General features: G+C 63.8%; 14 protein-coding genes. 1 reads left to right on the forward strand and 13 read right to left on the reverse strand.

Annotated elements, in window-relative coordinates:
- Nucleotides 1-11: 11 nt before the first annotated feature.
- The 4 genes from THECO_RS12465 to hemL form a co-directional block, all read right to left on the reverse strand.
- Nucleotides 12-2669 (reverse strand): valine--tRNA ligase, encoded by a 2658-nt coding sequence (locus tag THECO_RS12465; protein ID WP_015255407.1) that lies wholly within the window; start codon nucleotides 2667-2669, stop codon nucleotides 12-14.
- A gap of 477 nt (nucleotides 2670-3146) precedes the next feature.
- Entirely contained in the window at nucleotides 3147-4583 is a 1437-nt protein-coding gene (locus THECO_RS12470) for a LysM peptidoglycan-binding domain-containing protein (RefSeq protein WP_015255408.1), read from the reverse strand.
- Nucleotides 4584-4637: 54 nt separating this feature from the next.
- Nucleotides 4638-5618 (reverse strand): RluA family pseudouridine synthase, encoded by a 981-nt coding sequence (locus THECO_RS12475; RefSeq protein ID WP_015255409.1) that lies wholly within the window; start codon nucleotides 5616-5618, stop codon nucleotides 4638-4640.
- Between the two features lie 48 nt (nucleotides 5619-5666).
- Nucleotides 5667-6986, reverse strand: coding sequence for a glutamate-1-semialdehyde 2,1-aminomutase (hemL, locus tag THECO_RS12480; RefSeq protein ID WP_086010529.1), 1320 nt, complete (start codon nucleotides 6984-6986; stop codon nucleotides 5667-5669).
- Here hemL and THECO_RS21165 point away from each other — a divergent pair.
- On the forward strand, nucleotides 6933-7454 hold the full coding sequence (locus tag THECO_RS21165) for a Crp/Fnr family transcriptional regulator (RefSeq protein ID WP_083883238.1): 522 nt from the start codon (nucleotides 6933-6935) through the stop codon (nucleotides 7452-7454). The genes hemL and THECO_RS21165 overlap by 54 nt on opposite strands.
- Before the next feature lie 22 nt (nucleotides 7455-7476).
- Here THECO_RS21165 and hemB read toward each other — a convergent pair whose 3' ends face one another.
- The 9 genes from hemB to yihA form a co-directional block, all read right to left on the reverse strand.
- Entirely contained in the window at nucleotides 7477-8466 is a 990-nt protein-coding gene (hemB, locus tag THECO_RS12490; protein ID WP_015255411.1) for a porphobilinogen synthase, read from the reverse strand.
- A 68-nt stretch (nucleotides 8467-8534) separates the two neighbouring features.
- Nucleotides 8535-10082, reverse strand: a complete 1548-nt coding sequence (gene cobA, locus THECO_RS12495; protein WP_015255412.1) for a uroporphyrinogen-III C-methyltransferase — start codon at nucleotides 10080-10082, stop codon at nucleotides 8535-8537.
- Nucleotides 10083-10090: 8 nt separating this feature from the next.
- Nucleotides 10091-11023 (reverse strand): hydroxymethylbilane synthase, encoded by a 933-nt coding sequence (gene hemC, locus THECO_RS12500; RefSeq protein WP_015255413.1) that lies wholly within the window; start codon nucleotides 11021-11023, stop codon nucleotides 10091-10093.
- Nucleotides 11024-11028: 5 nt separating this feature from the next.
- Entirely contained in the window at nucleotides 11029-11706 is a 678-nt protein-coding gene (locus tag THECO_RS12505; protein ID WP_015255414.1) for a precorrin-2 dehydrogenase/sirohydrochlorin ferrochelatase family protein, read from the reverse strand.
- Nucleotides 11707-11720: 14 nt separating this feature from the next.
- Complete coding sequence (gene ccsA / locus THECO_RS12510; RefSeq protein WP_015255415.1) at nucleotides 11721-12533, reverse strand: cytochrome c biogenesis protein CcsA; 813 nt, start codon at nucleotides 12531-12533, stop codon at nucleotides 11721-11723.
- A 27-nt stretch (nucleotides 12534-12560) separates the two neighbouring features.
- Nucleotides 12561-13946, reverse strand: coding sequence for a glutamyl-tRNA reductase (gene hemA / locus THECO_RS12515; protein ID WP_015255416.1), 1386 nt, complete (start codon nucleotides 13944-13946; stop codon nucleotides 12561-12563).
- Between the two features lie 223 nt (nucleotides 13947-14169).
- Entirely contained in the window at nucleotides 14170-14568 is a 399-nt protein-coding gene (gene speD / locus THECO_RS12520; RefSeq protein WP_015255417.1) for an adenosylmethionine decarboxylase, read from the reverse strand.
- A 337-nt stretch (nucleotides 14569-14905) separates the two neighbouring features.
- Nucleotides 14906-15499: a hypothetical protein gene (locus tag THECO_RS12525; protein ID WP_015255418.1), complete on the reverse strand. Its 594-nt coding sequence runs from the start codon at nucleotides 15497-15499 to the stop codon at nucleotides 14906-14908.
- A gap of 206 nt (nucleotides 15500-15705) precedes the next feature.
- Nucleotides 15706-16293, reverse strand: a complete 588-nt coding sequence (gene yihA / locus THECO_RS12530) for a ribosome biogenesis GTP-binding protein YihA/YsxC (RefSeq protein ID WP_015255419.1) — start codon at nucleotides 16291-16293, stop codon at nucleotides 15706-15708.
- Between the last annotated feature and the right edge of the window lie 31 nt (nucleotides 16294-16324).

Below are 16324 nucleotides of genomic sequence, written 5' to 3' on the forward strand. Positions count from 1 at the left end.
TTGTGTGTCCGTCAGCCGCGCAGTTCCGCGATGCGGGCGATCGTCCGGTCCCGCTTCTCGGTGTAGTCGCGCAGCTTCGCCCGTTCTTCCTCGATCACTTTCTCGGGCGCCTTCGCCATGAAACCTTCGTTCGCGAGCTTCTTCTCGACCCGCTCGACTTCGGCGTTCAGCGTCTTCAGCTCTTTCTCAAGCCGCGCAATTTCCGCGTCGATATCGATCAGACCCGCCAGCGGCAGATACAGTTCCGCCCCGGTCACGATCGCGGTCATCGCCTTTTCCGGCGCCGGGATCCCCGTGCCCAGCTCGAGGGAGGAAGTGCCGCAGAAACGGCGGATGAACTCCTCGTTGCGCTTTGCGATCGCAAGCTCGGCTTTCCCTGTGAGGCTCACGATCAGGTCGACCTTCTTGCTCATCGGCACGTTCACTTCGGCGCGGATGTTGCGGACGGCGCGGATGATGTCCATGAGCAGGTTCATCTCGCGCACCGCGTCCGGCGATTCGAACGCGGTCTCGTACACCGGCCACGGCGCGAGCGTGATCGTCTCGCCTTCATGCGGCAGATGCTGCCAGATTTCCTCCGTGATGAACGGCATGAACGGGTGCATGAGCCGGAGCGTCCGGTCAAGCACATAGGCCAGCACCGATTGGGTCGCGCGCTTCGCCGCCTCATCCGTGCCGTACAGGTTCAGCTTCGCGAATTCGATGTACCAGTCGCACAGATCGTCCCAGATGAAGTTGTAGAGCACTCTTCCGGTTTCGCCGAACTCGTAGATGTCGATGAGCCGGGTGACGTCGCGGACCGTCTCGTTCAGCCGGTGCATAATCCATTTGTCCGCCGTGCCGAGCGGGCCGGACAGATCGATGTCCGCAGCCTTGAATCCGTCCAGATTCATCAGCGCGAACCGCGACGCGTTCCAGATCTTGTTCGCGAAATTGCGCGCCTGCTCGACGCGCTCCCAACGGAAACGCAGATCCTGGCCGGGCGAGATGCCCGTCGACAGCATGTAGCGCATCGCGTCCGCGCCGTAGCGCTCGATGACGTCAAGCGGGTCGACGCCGTTGCCCTTCGACTTCGACATCTTCTCGCCGTTGGCGTCGCGCACGAGGCCGTGGATGAGGACGTCCGCGAACGGCCGCTCGCCCGTAAACTCCAGCGCCGTGAAAATCATCCGCGACACCCAGAAACCGATGATGTCGAATCCGGTCACGAGCACCGTCGTCGGGTAGTAGCGCTTCAGGTCCTCCGTTTCGTCCGGCCAGCCGAGCGTCGAGAACGGCCAGAGCGCGGAGCTGAACCACGTGTCCAGCACGTCTTCGTCCTGGCGGAGCGATGCGCCGCACTTCGGACAGGTCGTCAGATCTTCGCGGGACACATGCATTTCGCCGCAGTCGTCGCAATACCACGCCGGGATGCGATGGCCCCACCAGAGCTGGCGGGAGATGCACCAGTCGCGCACATTCTCGATCCAGTGCATATAGTTCTTCTCGAACCGTTCGGGCACGAACCGGACACCGCGCTCGGAACGCTGGACGGCGATCGCCTGCTCCGCGAGCGGCTTCATCTTCACGAACCATTGCGTCGACAGGAACGGCTCGACGACGACGCCCGTCCGCTCGCTATGCCCGACCTGGTGGACGTGCTCCTCGATCTTGATCAGGACGCCCTGCGCCTTCAGATCCTCGACGATCCGCTTGCGGCACTCCGACCGGTCAAGGCCTTGGTACGGCCCGGCATTCTCGTTCATCTTGCCGGTCTCGTCCATGACGATGACCTGCGGCAAATCGTGGCGAAGCCCGATCTCGAAGTCGTTCGGGTCATGGGCCGGCGTAATCTTGACCGCACCGCTGCCGAACTCGCGGTCGACATATTCGTCCGCGATGACCGGAATTTCGCGGCCGATAATCGGCAGCACGATCGTCTTGCCGATCAGGTCCTTGTACCGCTCGTCGTCCGGATGGACGGCCACCGCCGTATCGCCCAGCATCGTCTCCGGACGGGTCGTCGCGACCGTAATGTGGCCGCTGCCGTCCTTGAGCGGATAGCGCAGATGGTACAGCGCGCCCTGCACTTCCTTGTACACGACCTCGATGTCGGACAGCGCCGTGCGGGCGGCCGGGTCCCAGTTGATGATCCGCTTGCCGCGGTAGATCAGCCCTTTCTCATACAGGCGGACGAACACCTCGCGGACGGCGCGGGACAGCCCTTCGTCCAGCGTGAACCGCTCGCGCGAATAGTCGAGGGAGAAGCCCATCTTCGCCCATTGCTCGCGGATCGTGTTCGCGTAATGTTCCTTCCATTCCCAGACCTTCTCGAGAAACTTCTCCCGGCCGAGATCGTACCGGCTGATCCCTTGCTCGCGCAGCGTCGCTTCCACGCGCGTCTGCGTCGCGATGCCCGCATGGTCGGTGCCCGGCAGCCAGAGCGCGTCATAGCCTTGCATCCGCTTCGTACGGATCAGGATGTCCTGCAGCGTGCAGTCGAGCGCATGGCCGATATGCAGCATGCCCGTCACGTTCGGCGGCGGGATGACGATCGTGAACGGCTTCGCGTCCTTCCGCCGTCCCGCTTCGAAATACCGCCCCTTGATCCAGTAATCGTACCATTTCTTCTCCGCCGATTTCGGGTCATACGTCGTCGGCATCGCGATCGCGGATTTGTTTTCCGTCATGCTCAACCTCACTCCTCATGCGGCATGGATCCGGCAATCTCCGCGCAGGGGGTTCAACAAAAAAACCTCTCGCCCGACAAAGGACGAAAGGCTCTTCGCTTCCGTGGTACCACCTTTATTCCGCCGGCGGTCCAGACGCTGGCGGCACTTGCCGGCTCGTAACGGTTGCCAACCGGCCTGCCCTGGCGCGCGCGGCGCTCGAACAGGCGACTCCGGGGCGACCCGCAGCCGTCCGATCCTGCAGAACCTCACAGCCTCACGGTTCCGCTCTCTGAAGGCAAGACGCGCTGCTATTCCCCTTCTTCGTCGTTCGCTGTCGGGATTGCCGAATCCCGTAATGCTAACAGTTATTATTTCCTATCATAACGATGTTAACCGTCTTCGTCAACAAGAGGGACATGCCGCGGGCCCGGCAAACAAAAAACCTCACGCAGGGGAATTCCCTCCGTGAGGCTGCGCCGCTGACCGCCAAGCCCGTTACGGGATGTAAAGCACCTGGCCTTCCGTCACCTCCGTGCCGTTCAGCCGGTTGGCCAGCGCGATCTCGCGCGGATTCCGCTGATAGCGGCCGGCAATGGCATCGAGCGTGTCGTCCTTCTGCACGATGCAGAGCCGCACCGTGCGGAACGATTCCTGCACGGCGGCGCCGCGGAACAGGCTCTTCCAATCCACTTCGTCCGACGAAGACTGCCGGTGCCCCGCATCCGCCGCTTCCTGTGCCGGTTCCTGTTCTTCCGCAGGCCGCACGCCGGCTTCATACCGCGCCTCCCGCCGATCCGGGAAAAACAGTTTCCCGAGCCCCGGAGAACCTTCCGCTCCCGCCGGCTCATTTTCCCGCTTCGCGTTGACCGCGACTTTCACGTCGACCTTGCCGGATGCGGCTTGCGCGGCGGGCTGCTGACCGCCGGTTCCGCCCCATTCCCCAAGCTGCGCCGACGGCGTGACGGCGATCTCCTCCGTCTGCAAAGGCTGCGCGTCCGCTTGCCAGACATCCCGGCCGTCTGCCGCGGACAGATCATTCGCTTCGGGGGAACCGGCCTCGATTCTGGCATCTGAAGCATCCCCGGAACCGGCGGCGGACAAGTCCGGCTCCGCATCTTGCCCGGATCCCGATTCCGGCTCGTTCGCCCGTACGGAACTTTCATCAGCCGCCAGGTTCTCCTGCACCCGCGCCGCAAATTCTTTCCATTCCACGGGCCCGGCCGCCTGAACCGCTTCGGATTGAAGCTCCGTCTGTCCGGCGAAACTGTCTTCGGATGGCGCCGATTCCACAGACGAATCCGGCCCCGCATCGTCCGCGCTTTCCGCGGCAAACGCGTCTTCGCCGCCGGCGTTCCGCCATTCCGCAAATTGTTGCGCCGCCCCGGACGTTTCATCCGGCGCCTGGGCCGCATCCGCTGCTGTGAAGGACGGCTCGGCTTCGTCAACCGGTTGCGCGGATTCGCCGGCGGATTCCGGAGCCGCATCTTCGATCAGTTCCCGCCCGCGGCGGTGAACCACCGTATACGGCTCTTCTCCCCATGCGTACGTCTGCTGCCGGCTGCCCAATGCTCCCGCCTCGATGCCCCGCAGCGTCAGGACGCCCGTAACGTTGAGCGTGCGCTTATCCAACACGTCGACGTCGAAATTGTCCACTTCAACGGCCAAATCTTCGAGTCTGCTCACCCGTTCCAGCGGCAAAGTGATTTCCACCGGAATCCAATGCTCCAGCTGCCGCGAATTTCGGCTTTCGTCGTCCGGAAGATAGACGCCGCCGAGAAGCAGGCTGCCGCGCAGCACCACCTGATCTCCCTGGCGTTCGGCCTGGACACAGGGCGTCAGTTCGACTTCTTCGATCTCGCGGATGTCCGCCGCATCCTGCGGCAGGTGAACGCGCTCGTAGACGTCGAACCGGAGCCCGCTCGGTTCGTGCACGTCGCTTCCTCCTTCCTTCCGCAACCATGGATATGAACGGATTCGTTCCTTCGTTCAATATCTATCTATATGGCCGCATGAAGGAGGGCATGCCTGCATTTTCCCTTTCAGGCCGGCGCGGCGCAGCGCATCTTCAAACCAGCGCGGACGCGGCGCTTCGACGACGACCGGACGCCCGGTCCACGGATGCGGGAAGCTGAGCGATTCGCCGTGCAGCGCCTGATGGGAGAGACGGGAATCGGGCGGGGCGCCGTACAGCGCGTCCCCCAGCAGCGGGTGGCCGATATGGCTGAAGTGGACGCGGATCTGGTGCGTCCTTCCCGTCTCGAGCCGCACCCGGACCAGCGCCAAATCTCCCGCTTCCTTCACCGTCTCGTAGTGCGTCACGGCGCGGTCACCGCCGGGCTGAACCCGCCTGCGCGGGCTGCGGCCGCGATCCTTGCCGATCGGCGCATCGATCGTGCCGGCGCGCGGCCGGGGCGCGCCGTGCACAATCGCGAGGTATCGCCGCTCGATCCGCTTCTCCCGCATCGCTTCGTCCAGGCGCAGCTGGGCCAGATCGTTCTTCGCATAGAGCACCGGTCCGGACGTATCCGCATCCAGCCGGTGGATATGGCGGACCGGCAGCGGATCGCCCGCCTGCAGCACATGCCGGACGGCCGCTTCGTCCAGCGTCCCGCCCATGCCCGGATATGCGGGATGGACAGGCATGCCGGCCGGCTTGAACAGGACGAGGCACCAGTCGTCCTCATGCAGCACTTCGGCCCGCGCCGGCTCTCCCCGGCCGGCGAGCAGCGGGTGATCGGTCCAGTCATGGGGAGGAAATGCTTTCAGCGACAGCACGCCGTTCTCCAGCCGGATGCCGCCGACGGAGAAAAGGCGGTTCAGCCACTTCTCCGGCAGGATGCCGTCCGCGATCAGCCGGCGGCGCACATCGTGCGGATGCGTTCCGTCCGCCAGCCCCTCGGGACGCGGATCGGGCAGCGGGATGCGCAGCCATTCACCGTCGCGCCGGGCCTGCGCCAGGTCGATCAAGGCGATCCCTCCCGCTTCCGCACAGCCCGCACGGAGCCGGCGGCAAGATTACAAGCGGCGCAGCGCTTCGTCATGGGCTTCGATCGTCGCATCGATGTCCGCCTCCGTATGGACGGCGGAGATGAACATCCCTTCGAACTGGGACGGCGCGATGCTGATGCCGAGGTTCAGCATCGATGCGAAATACACCTTGAACCGGTCGAGATCGGACGTCTTCGCCGTCTCGTAATTGATGACCGTCTTGTCGGTGAAGAACGGGCAGAGCATCGATCCGACCCGGTTGATCGTCGTCGGGATGCCATGGCGCTCCGCATTCTCCTCGAAACCGCGCTGCAGACGCGCGGACAGCGCCTCCAGACGCTGGTAGGTCTCGGGCGTCAGCAGCTTGAGCGTCGTGTAGCCGGCCGCCATCGCCAGCGGATTGCCCGACAGCGTGCCCGCCTGATAGATCGGCCCGCTCGGCGCGATCATTTCCATGATCTCCCGCTTGCCGCCGTACGCGCCGACGGGCAGCCCCCCGCCGATGACCTTGCCGAAGCAGGTCAGATCCGGTTCGACGCCGTACAGCCCCTGGGCGCAATTGTAATGGACGCGGAAACCGGTCATCACTTCATCGAAGATCAGCAGGCTGCCGTATGCCCGCGTCACCTCGCGCAACCCTTCGAGGAAGCCCGGCAACGGCGGCACGACGCCCATGTTGCCGGCGACCGGCTCGACGATGACGCAGGCGATTTCCTCGCCGAACCGTTCGAACGCGAGTTTGACGGCGGACAGGTCGTTGTAGGGCACCGTGATCGTATGCGACGCGACGCTGTCCGGCACGCCCGGGCTGTCCGGCAGGCCGAGCGTCGCCACGCCGGAACCGGCCTTGATGAGCAGGCTGTCCGCGTGGCCGTGGTAGGAACCTTCAAATTTCACGATCTTGCTCCGCTTCGTGTAGCCGCGGGCCAGCCGCAGCGCGCTCATCGTCGCCTCGGTGCCGGAGTTGACCATCCGCACGACATCGACGGACGGCACCCGCTCGACGACCAGTTCCGCCATCATCGTCTCCAGTTCCGTCGGCATGCCGAAGCTGGTTCCTTTTTCCGCCGTCTTTTTGATCGCTTCGACGACCTCCGGATGGGCATGCCCGAGAATGAGCGGTCCCCACGAAGCGACATAATCGATGTACGTGTTGCCGTCGATGTCCGTGATGCGGCTGCCGGAGCCGTGCGCCGCGAACACCGGCGTCAGACCGACCGACCGGAAGGCGCGCACCGGGCTGTTGACGCCGCCCGGAATCGACCGCTTCGCCCGCTCGAAGGCGGCCTTGGAATGCTCATCTCTGCGGACTCGCGATTTTTCGACCAATTTCGTCACTCCTGTCATTTCAAGAATCTTACCCTTCTCCAGAGCGGCGACAGCTTCGGCGAGCTGTCCCTGATCGACGGCCGCCCGCGCTCGGCTTCGGCCGCGACGCTGGAGCCCACGTCGGTTCTGGTCATCGCGGAGCAGCCGTTCCACGAGCTGCTGCGCACCCATTACGATATTACCAGGCGCATCATGGCCGAACTGTGCCAGCGGCTTCGGGATACGAATCAGCATGTGCACGACCTGACGTTCCTCGATTCGCGAACCCGCGTCATCAAGAATCTGATCCTTCTTGCGAACCGGCACGGCCAGCGCAGCGGCAACCTCATCGCGATCCGCATGCCGCTCAACTACGACGAGCTGGCGCAGATGGCCGGCGTGCAGAAAAATGTACTCGCCGAAGTCATCCGTGACATCGAGGACCGCGGCATTCTGCGCCTCTCGCCGAACGAATATACGCTCGATCTGTCGAAGCTGCGGAGCTGACCGCCCGCAGCTTCTTCTTTATTCAAGCCTTCAGCCAGTTTGCCGCGTCGATCGCGTGATAGGTGATGATCAGGTCCGCGCCGGCGCGCTTCAGGCCGGTCAGCGTCTCCAGCACGACGGCACGCTCGTCGATCCAGCCGTTCATCGCCGCCGCCTTCACCATCGCGTACTCGCCGCTCGTGTTGTAAGCCGCCAGCGGCAGATCGAAGTTGTCCTTGATCGTCCGGATCACGTCCATGTAGGCGAGCGCCGGCTTCACCATCAGCATGTCCACGCCTTCCAGCACATCCGACTCCGCCTCGCGCAGCGCTTCGCGGACATTGGCCGGATCCATCTGGTACGTCTTCCGGTCGCCGAACTGCGGCGCCGATTGGGCGGCGTCGCGGAACGGGCCGTAATAGGCCGACGCGTATTTCACCGAATAGGACAGAATCGGCACCGATTCGTGCCCGGCGGCATCCAGCGCCCCGCGGATCGCGGAGACGAACCCGTCCATCATGTTCGACGGCGCGATGATGTCGGCGCCGGCATCCGCCTGCGACACAGCCGTCTTCGCCAGCAGCTCAAGCGATTCGTCGTTGGCGACGTCCGCACCGCCCGAAGGGGTTCTGCGCACGATGCCGCAATGGCCGTGGTCGGTATATTCGCACAGGCAGGTGTCGGCGGCGACGACGAGATCGGGGGCGAGCCGCTTCACTTCCCGGATCGCTTCCTGCACGATGCCGTTCGGATCGTAGGCCGACGAGCCGATCTCGTCCTTGTGCTCGGGGATGCCGAACAGCATGATCGACTTCACGCCGGCTTCTCTGACCCGCTCGATCTCTTCGCCGAGCCGGTCGATCGAGAAGTTGAACACGCCCGGCATCGATTTCACTTCTTCGCGCACGTTCCGGCCATGCGTGACGAATATCGGATACATGAAGTCAGCGGCGGTCAGCACCGTCTCCCGGACCAGCTCGCGCAGCGCGGCGGTGCGGCGGAGACGGCGGTGCCGGATCAGCGGATAGCTCATCGGATCATTCCTCCAGCCTTATGAGTGTTCCGGGCGGTCTTCAGCTTTTGAATGCAGACTGTCCGTCATCAGACCGGCCTGCGTTCCGCCCAATAGGCCGCAATCGCGGCGACCAGCGCGTCAATCGTCGACTCCGGCGGCTCGATCGCGACGGTCAGCCCCGCTTCCCGCGCGGCCGCCGACGTAAGCGGGCCGATCGACGCCACGGCCGTGCGGCCGAGCAGCGCTGCGGGATCGCCGACGCCCGCGTTTCGCAGCCGCCCGATCAGATTGCGCACCGTCGACGCGCTGGTGAACGTGACGATCTGGATGCCGCCTTCGCGCAGCAGGTCGAGGATGTCCTCCCCGCCGCCGGCCGGCACCGTCTCGTACACGTCGATCTCGACCGGCTCGACGCCCAGCGCGCGCAGCGCTTCCGGCAGCGACTTGCGGGCCAGATCGCCGCGCGGCAGAAGCGCCCGCTGGCCCGGCCGCACGGCCTCGCGCATGCTGTCCAGCAAGCCTTCGGCGTGGAACGTTTCGGGCAGCGCGGCCGGCGCCAGGCCGATCTCGCGCAGCGCTTCGGCCGTCTTCGGGCCGACGGCGGCGATGCGGGCCCGGTGGAACCGGCGGATGTCCTGGCCGAACCGGCGGAGCCATTCCAGGAAATAACGTACGCCGTTCACGCTCGTGAAAATCAGATGGTCGTAGGTCTCCGCCGCCGCCAGCGCTTCCCCGATCGACGCTTCGGCCGCCTCGCCTTCGGGCATGCGCGTCTCGATGGCCGGATACTCGATCGGTTCGCCGCCGAGTTCCTCGATCCGCTGCGACAGCGTGCCCGCCTGCGCCTGCGCCCGCGTGACGAGGACGCGTGCGCCGAACAGCGGCCGCTTCTCGTACCACATCAGCTTGTCGCGCTGCCGGACGACGTCGCCGACGACGATGACGGCCGGCGGCTCGAATCCGGCCGCCTTCACCTTATCCTCGATGTCGGCCAGCGTGCCGACGAGCGTCCGCTGGTCGGCCGTCGTGCCCCAGCGGATGAGGGCGATCGGCGTGCCCGGCGGACGTCCGTGCCGGATGAGCTGCCGCGCGATGTGGCCGATCCGCGCGACGCCCATCAGGAAGACGAGCGTGCCTGTTGCGTTCGTCACCCGGTCCCACCGGATCAGCTCGTCCAGCTTCTCCGGATTTTCGTGCCCGGTGATGATCGACACCGAAGATGCGAGATCCCGATGGGTGACCGGGATGCCTGCGTAGGCCGGCACCGCGACCGCGGACGTGACCCCCGGGACGATCTCGAACTCGATGCCTTCCCGGCGGAGCGCTTCCGCTTCTTCGCCGCCGCGGCCGAACACGGTCGGATCGCCGCCTTTCAGCCGGGTGACGATTTTGCCCTGAAGCGCCTGCTCCACCAGGATCCGGTTGATCTCCTCCTGCTTCATCGTATGGCGGTCCGGCAGTTTGCCTACGTAGATCCGTTCCGCCCCCGGCTTCAGATGCATGAGCAGCCGCGGACTGGCCAGCCGGTCGTAGACGATCACGTCGCACATGCGGATGCATTCGAGCCCGCGCAGCGTGATCAGCTTCGGATCGCCGGGTCCGGCTCCGACCAGGTACACTTTCCCCTTGCTCAAGCCCCCGGTCACCTCACATCCGCGAGAATGCGGTCGGCGCCGAGCTCAACAAGCTTGCGCGCCAGTTCCGTGCCGAGGAGCCGGGCGTCCGTCCCCGTCATCGACTCTTTCAGCAGCACGCCGCCGTCCGGCGTGCCGACCATCCCGGTCAGCCGGATCTCCTCGCCCGCGATCTCGGCGTAGGCGCCGATCGGCACCTGGCAGCCGCCGTTCAGTTCGGCGAGGAAGCTTCGCTCCGCCTCCACCGCCCGGGCGGATACCTCATCGTTGTAGCGGCTCAGCAGGGCAAGCATTTCCTCGTCATTGGCGCGGCATTCCACGCCGAGCGCGCCCTGACCGACGGCCGGCAGGCATTCCTCGACCGGTATCGGAGCGGTCGCCCGATCTTCCCAGCCCATCCGCTTCAGGCCGGCCATCGCCAGAATAATGGCGTCCAGCCCTTCCGTCTCGAGCTTCCGGATCCGCGTGTCGATGTTGCCGCGCACCGGCTCGAGGTTGAGGTCCGGGCGAAGCCGCTTCAATTGGCACACCCGCCGCAGGCTGCTCGTGCCGACCCGCGCGCCGTGCGGCAGCTCCGCGATGGAGCGCGCCCCGCGGGCGATCAGCACATCGCGCGGATCGACGCGGCGCGGCACGGCACCGATGACCAGACCGTCTTCCAGTGTATGCGGCACGTCCTTCATGCTGTGGACGGCGATATCGATGCCGCCGTCGAGCAGTTCCTGCTCGATCTCCTTCACGAACAGACCTTTGCCGCCGACTTTCGACAGCGTCACGTCCAGAATCCGGTCACCCTTCGTTACGATGCGGCGCGTCTCGAATCGAAAGGGCAACCCGAGCTCCTGCGCCAGCCGCGCAAGATCCGCGATGACCTGTCCCGTCTGCGTAAGCGCCAGGGCACTCTGTCTCGTGCCCACGACGATTGTTCGAACTCCCGCCACCAAAGTCACTCCCCGTCTGTTCCGTCCATTCCGTCTTCCGCCGCCGGAGAAACCGGCCGCTCCATAAGCTCCCGGATGCGCGCGGCCAAATTCCCATCCGCAAGATCGCGGCGCCACTCCGCTTCCGGCACATTCAGCGCGGCGCGCAGCACGCGCCTCCGCTCGCGCGCGTCAGGCACCGCGGCGCGGGCCGCATCGCGAAGCCGGTGCAGCCATTCGGCATAATCGGCCCAGGATTCGCCGTACCGCTCCGCCAGCTCGCGCGCGATGCGGCCAGCCAGCGCCGGGCTGGCGCCCGACGCGGTGACGGCAAGCACGAGCCGCCCCCTGCGGACGACGGCCGGCGCCGCGAACGACCCGGCCTCCCGGTCGTCCGCCGCGTTCACGAGAATGCCGCGGCGCATCGCTTCTTCGGCGACCCTGTGATTCACTTCACGATCCGCTGCCGCGAAGCAGAGCCGGACGCCGTCGAGATCCTCGTCCCGGTATTCCCGTCGGACCCAGGTGATATACCCCTCGCTTGCCAGCCGCTCCAACCCTTCCGTCGCGGCGGGCGCGACGACCCGCACGGCGGCGCCCGCATCGAGCAGGCCGCGCGTCCGGCGTTCCGCCACGGGGCCGCCGCCGACGACCAGGCATTGTTCGCCTTCCAGGCGCAGCATGATCGGATAATACCGCGTCACATCGGCTCACCGCCCTATGACCAGGAGTGGAAGCGCGACGCCGCGCCGATGAGCGAATTGGCCAGCAGCACACCGAAAGCGTACAGATTCCACCGCGCCGTCAGCAGGCCGGGATCCATCCGGCGCTTCCGCTTGGCTATGTAGATGATGTAGACGATCGCCGCCACCAGCGCCGTGATGACTTTCCAGTCGGCGAGCCATTCCGCCCGATGCGCGGCCAGCAGCGTCGCCGCGGCCACCGCGAGCGACAGAATGAGCAGCGGGGTGCCGGCGAGCACGGCGCCGTACGCGCACCGGTCGATCGTCTCCAGGCTGGGCATCCGCCGGACGACGGCGTTCCAGCTCCGGCTCTTGAGCTGCCGGTGCAGCAGCAGATACATGAGCGAGAGGACGGCGCCGGCGGTGAACAGCGCGTACGCGGCAAGCGCGAGACTGATGTGCACGATCAGCAAGTACTGCGCGGCATCCCACAGCCGGAGCGGCGCGGCGGACGGGCCTTCCGCCGCCACCGTCGCCAGCACCGAGAAACCGACGACATTGACGGCGAAGACGAACGGCTCGATCCGGACAAGCCGGCTTGCGGCCAGCGAGATCGTGACGAGCAGCCAGACGAAGAAGAACAGCGTCTCGAACCGCGTCAGCCCGGCAGGATTGTCCAGTTGCAGCAGGCGGTAAATCAGATAGCCGGTCTGAAGCACCCATACGAACACAAGGAGCCCTGTGCCCATCCGTTTCATTTTCCGGTTCGATGATACGAAATCGGAGAAATAAAACAGAAGGCTCAGGGCATACAATACCAACAGGCCGTGAACCGACAGGCCGTACATGGGGCATGTCACCTCCGGGCCGCATCCTCACGGAGTGGCTGCAGCGAGGCGGCCCGCCGCTTTCCGGACAGGACCCGCCGCTTCCGGCCGCTCGTCCGGGCGCGCATCGGCGGTCTTCGAATCCGGCCCCGTTTCCTGCTGCCCGATCGCATCTTCGAGCGCAAACAATCTGACGAACCAATCCATCGCTTCGCCGGCCTTTTTGTCTCCGGCCATCTCCTTGATGCGGAGAATCGGGTCGTGCATCATCTGGTTGACGATGCTCTTCGTCAGCTTCCGGATCACCTTGCGCTCGTGGTCGGTCAGATCCGGCAGCTTGTTCGTCAGGCTTTGCATCGTCTCCGTGTGGATCTTCTCCGCTTTCTCCTGCAAGGCGCGGATGAGCGGAACGACGCCGAGCGTCTTGTACCAGGAGAGGAATGCTTCCAGTTCCGCCGCGATCATCGTCTCGATCTTGGCCGCTTCCTTCCGCCGCTGTTCCAGATTCGATTCCACGATCCCTTCGAGATCATCGATGTCGTACAGAAAGACGTTCGGAATGTCGGCGATGGCCGGATCGAGATCCCGCGGCACGGCGATATCGATCAGGAAGAGCGGGCGGGACGGCCGGGACCGCATCGCCTGTTCCACCTGGGCCTTCATCAGCACGTATTCCCGCGATCCGGTCGAACTGATGACCACGTCCGCTTCGGCCAGCCGCGCAGCCGCTTCCTCAAGCCGCATCGGCTCGCCGCCGAGCCGACCGGCGAACTCGACCGCCCGCTCGTAGGTCCGGTTGGCGACCAGCACCCGCTTGATACCGGAAGCGTTCAGATGCTTCGCGGTCAGCTCGCCCATTTTGCCCGCGCCGACGATCAGGGCCGTCTTGCCGCCGAAGCCGCCGAAAATCCGTTTCCCGAGCTCCACCGCCGCATAGCTGACGGACACGGCGGACTCCCCGATCGACGTCTCCGTGTGGGCTCTTTTGCCGAGCGTAACCGCCTGCTTGAACAGCATGTTGAACAGCGTCCCCGTCGCGCGCTCCCGCTGGGCGAGCAGAAACGCGTCCCTCACCTGACCGAGAATCTGCGTCTCGCCGATGATCATCGAATCGAGGCCGCAGGCCACGCGGAACAGATGCCGGATTGCCGCTTCATCTTCATACATGTAGAGATACTTCGTGAACGTCTGGCGCGGCATGCCGAACCACTGTTCCATGAAATGCCGGATGTAATGACCGCACAGCACATGGCGGTCGACGACGGCATAGAGTTCCGTCCGATTGCACGTGGCGACAATGACGCATTCCATGATGCTCGGCGTCTGTTTCAGCATTTCGATCGCCTTCGGAAGTTCCTGCTCGGCGAAAGCGAACCGTTCCCGCACTTCGACAGGCGCCGTCCGATAATTCAATCCCACGACAATGATGTGCATCCGCGTCACCACTCCAGACCGGGCCGTACCGCTCCCGGGCCCGGCAAGAATTCAGCTTTGAAATAGTATAGCATAGTTCGGCAGCGTGTACCCGGACAAAAATGAAAAATATATGAAAGCTCGCCGCACTTCTATATTGTGGACGCAACTGGAACCGGATATTCGAAACATGCAAAAACAGCCACGGAATCATCCATGGCTGTTCGTTCCTTCATTATTCGGTTCACACCAGCGCGAACGGCTTCAGTTCGGGTTCTTCCACCCGAAGCTCGCCGATGCCGCGAATGAGCTTCTTCGCATGGACCGTGCGCGGCTTCAATACGGAAAGGAGATAGTCAATCGCCAGCTGGGGGTCGACCGTCTCGCCGCAGGTATAGCAGTCCAGTGCCGCGAATCCTTTCTCAGGATACGTATGAATCGAGAGGTGGCTTTCCGAAAGCAGGACGAGCACCGTCGCGCCTTGCGGTTCAAATTGTTTCGATTGTACCGAGAGAACCGTAGCACCGCAGGTTTCCGCGGCTTCCACCAGTTGGGCTTGCAGGAACTCGGCGTTGTTGAGCAGTTCGAAATCTACGCCCCAGGCGTCGACTGCCACGTGTCTTCCGAAAGTTGAGTACTCCACTTTCGGTTCCCCCTTCCTAGGAATAAAATGTGAAGCAAATTTCATCCGCTAGGACCTACGTCATTCACTACTCGAGGGAATCATTCTCTCGCAACATTACATGTCCTGAGTGAATCCTGGTTCCTATATTGAATTCAACGAAGATAAAAATAACATCTTCAGGCGAGAAATGCAACACTTTTTTTCAGGCAGCGAAAATCGTCCGGATCCCGCGCCGGACAAGGCCTCTCGCCAGGCAATGGCATGCGCCGTTTTCATGGCGGCGCGTCCGGTTTGCAGGGAAAGACTTGTCAAAAGAAAAGCCGCCGGTTCGAAAACCGGCGGCCGATCATGCCGATTATTCCGCTTCGAGGATGAACAACTGCTTCGTGTATTGCCGCAGCCGTTCGTCAACGGCTTGCTTCTCGCCCGGCGAGGTGCATTGATTGCGCAGATCGAGCAGCTCGTCGATTGCATCCTGGATGCGCTCGATCTCCCGTTCCACCTGGCGGCTTACGTACAGCGACTCCAGCTCGCCGACCGTATCCCGCCGCTCAAATACGACCCGCACGCCGTCCGCCGTATGTTCGACAATCTTGTGGACGGCGCCCCGTTTGTAATAATACGTCATCGTAAAACCGGAATAAATGCGATTGACAACGGCATCGCCGCGGAAAGCCGAGACGGCTCTGCGCAAGGCATTGGTCAACTTCGGATGGACTAACCGGCAGGACAGCTCACAGACAAACCGATCATCGCGCTGTTCGAACGTCATGCTGACTTCTTCACCGTTCGTCTCGTCAACCAGCGCCATCTCCTGGTTGCCGCAGCCGACCACCCGCACCCTGATGCGGATGTTCTGGCCTCCCACAAATCGAACGAACCGGTCCAGATCGTCAGCCGAAAGCTGCAGTCGGGCGTTCACATACTCTGTGGCCAGCCGTTTCGCCATATGAAAATCTCCTCAATTCTTAAGCTTGCGCCGCAAATCGCGGCTTTCTGCCTGATTCCATTATACGCGATCTTCCGAATGAGCGCCTCCCGCTCCAGCCCCGATAATCGCGCATTTTCCCGAGAAATTCCGGCGAATACCGCGGGATGGCCGAATTTTTACCCGGTATCCTTTGAATTGTACCGCAAGTTACAAGGCTTGCGGCCTTATCCGGCAATTGCCTGCCGCACGATGTTCCACAGTTCTTCCCGCCCCTCGCCCGTCTCCGAGGAGAACATGACGAGCGGAACATCGGGCGTCATCCCGAGCGTCTCGCGGACGACGCGCAGATGCCGCTCCCGCCTCGTGCGGGGCACTTTGTCCGCCTTCGTCGCGACGACGCAGGTCGGAATGCCGAAATGGCGCAGCCAGTCGTACATGAGCCGGTCGTCTTCCGTGGGCGGGTGCCTGAGGTCGACGATAAGCAGCTGCAGCTTGAGCTGCTTCCGCTCGCGGATGTACGATTCGATGAACCGCCCCCATTTCGCCCGCTGCGCCTTCGAGACCTTCGCATAGCCGTAGCCCGGAAAATCGACGAAGTACAGGCTGCCGTTCACCCGGTAGAAGTTCAGCTGCTGCGTCTTGCCGGGCTGCGAGCTCGTTCTGGCCAGATTTTTCCGCTCGATCATCCGGTTGATGAGCGACGACTTGCCGACGTTGGAGCGGCCCGCCAGCGCAATCTCCGGCAGGCCGTCTTCCGGCAGTTGTTCATGGCGCACCGCGCCGATGACGAATTCGGTACTGACGATCTTCATGGCTCCTGTCCGTTCTCCCGCTTCCTCACGA

It is taken from the genome of Thermobacillus composti KWC4 (genome assembly GCF_000227705.2).
GTDB classification, from domain to species: Bacteria; Bacillota; Bacilli; order Paenibacillales; family Paenibacillaceae; genus Thermobacillus; species Thermobacillus xylanilyticus.

What these genes read in the sequence shown, in the direction of transcription:
- THECO_RS12465 (WP_015255407.1), bottom strand. Translation starts at nt 2,669, where the DNA reads ATGACGGAAAACAAATCCGCGATCGCGATGCCGACGACGTATGACCCG.
- THECO_RS21165 (WP_083883238.1), top strand. Translation starts at nt 6,933, where the DNA reads ATGCTCATCTCTGCGGACTCGCGATTTTTCGACCAATTTCGTCACTCC.
- hemL (WP_086010529.1), bottom strand. Translation starts at nt 6,986, where the DNA reads ATGACAGGAGTGACGAAATTGGTCGAAAAATCGCGAGTCCGCAGAGAT.
- hemB (WP_015255411.1), bottom strand. Translation starts at nt 8,466, where the DNA reads ATGAGCTATCCGCTGATCCGGCACCGCCGTCTCCGCCGCACCGCCGCG.
- ccsA (WP_015255415.1), bottom strand. Translation starts at nt 12,533, where the DNA reads ATGTACGGCCTGTCGGTTCACGGCCTGTTGGTATTGTATGCCCTGAGC.
- hemA (WP_015255416.1), bottom strand. Translation starts at nt 13,946, where the DNA reads ATGCACATCATTGTCGTGGGATTGAATTATCGGACGGCGCCTGTCGAA.
- THECO_RS12525 (WP_015255418.1), bottom strand. Translation starts at nt 15,499, where the DNA reads ATGGCGAAACGGCTGGCCACAGAGTATGTGAACGCCCGACTGCAGCTT.
- yihA (WP_015255419.1), bottom strand. Translation starts at nt 16,293, where the DNA reads ATGAAGATCGTCAGTACCGAATTCGTCATCGGCGCGGTGCGCCATGAA.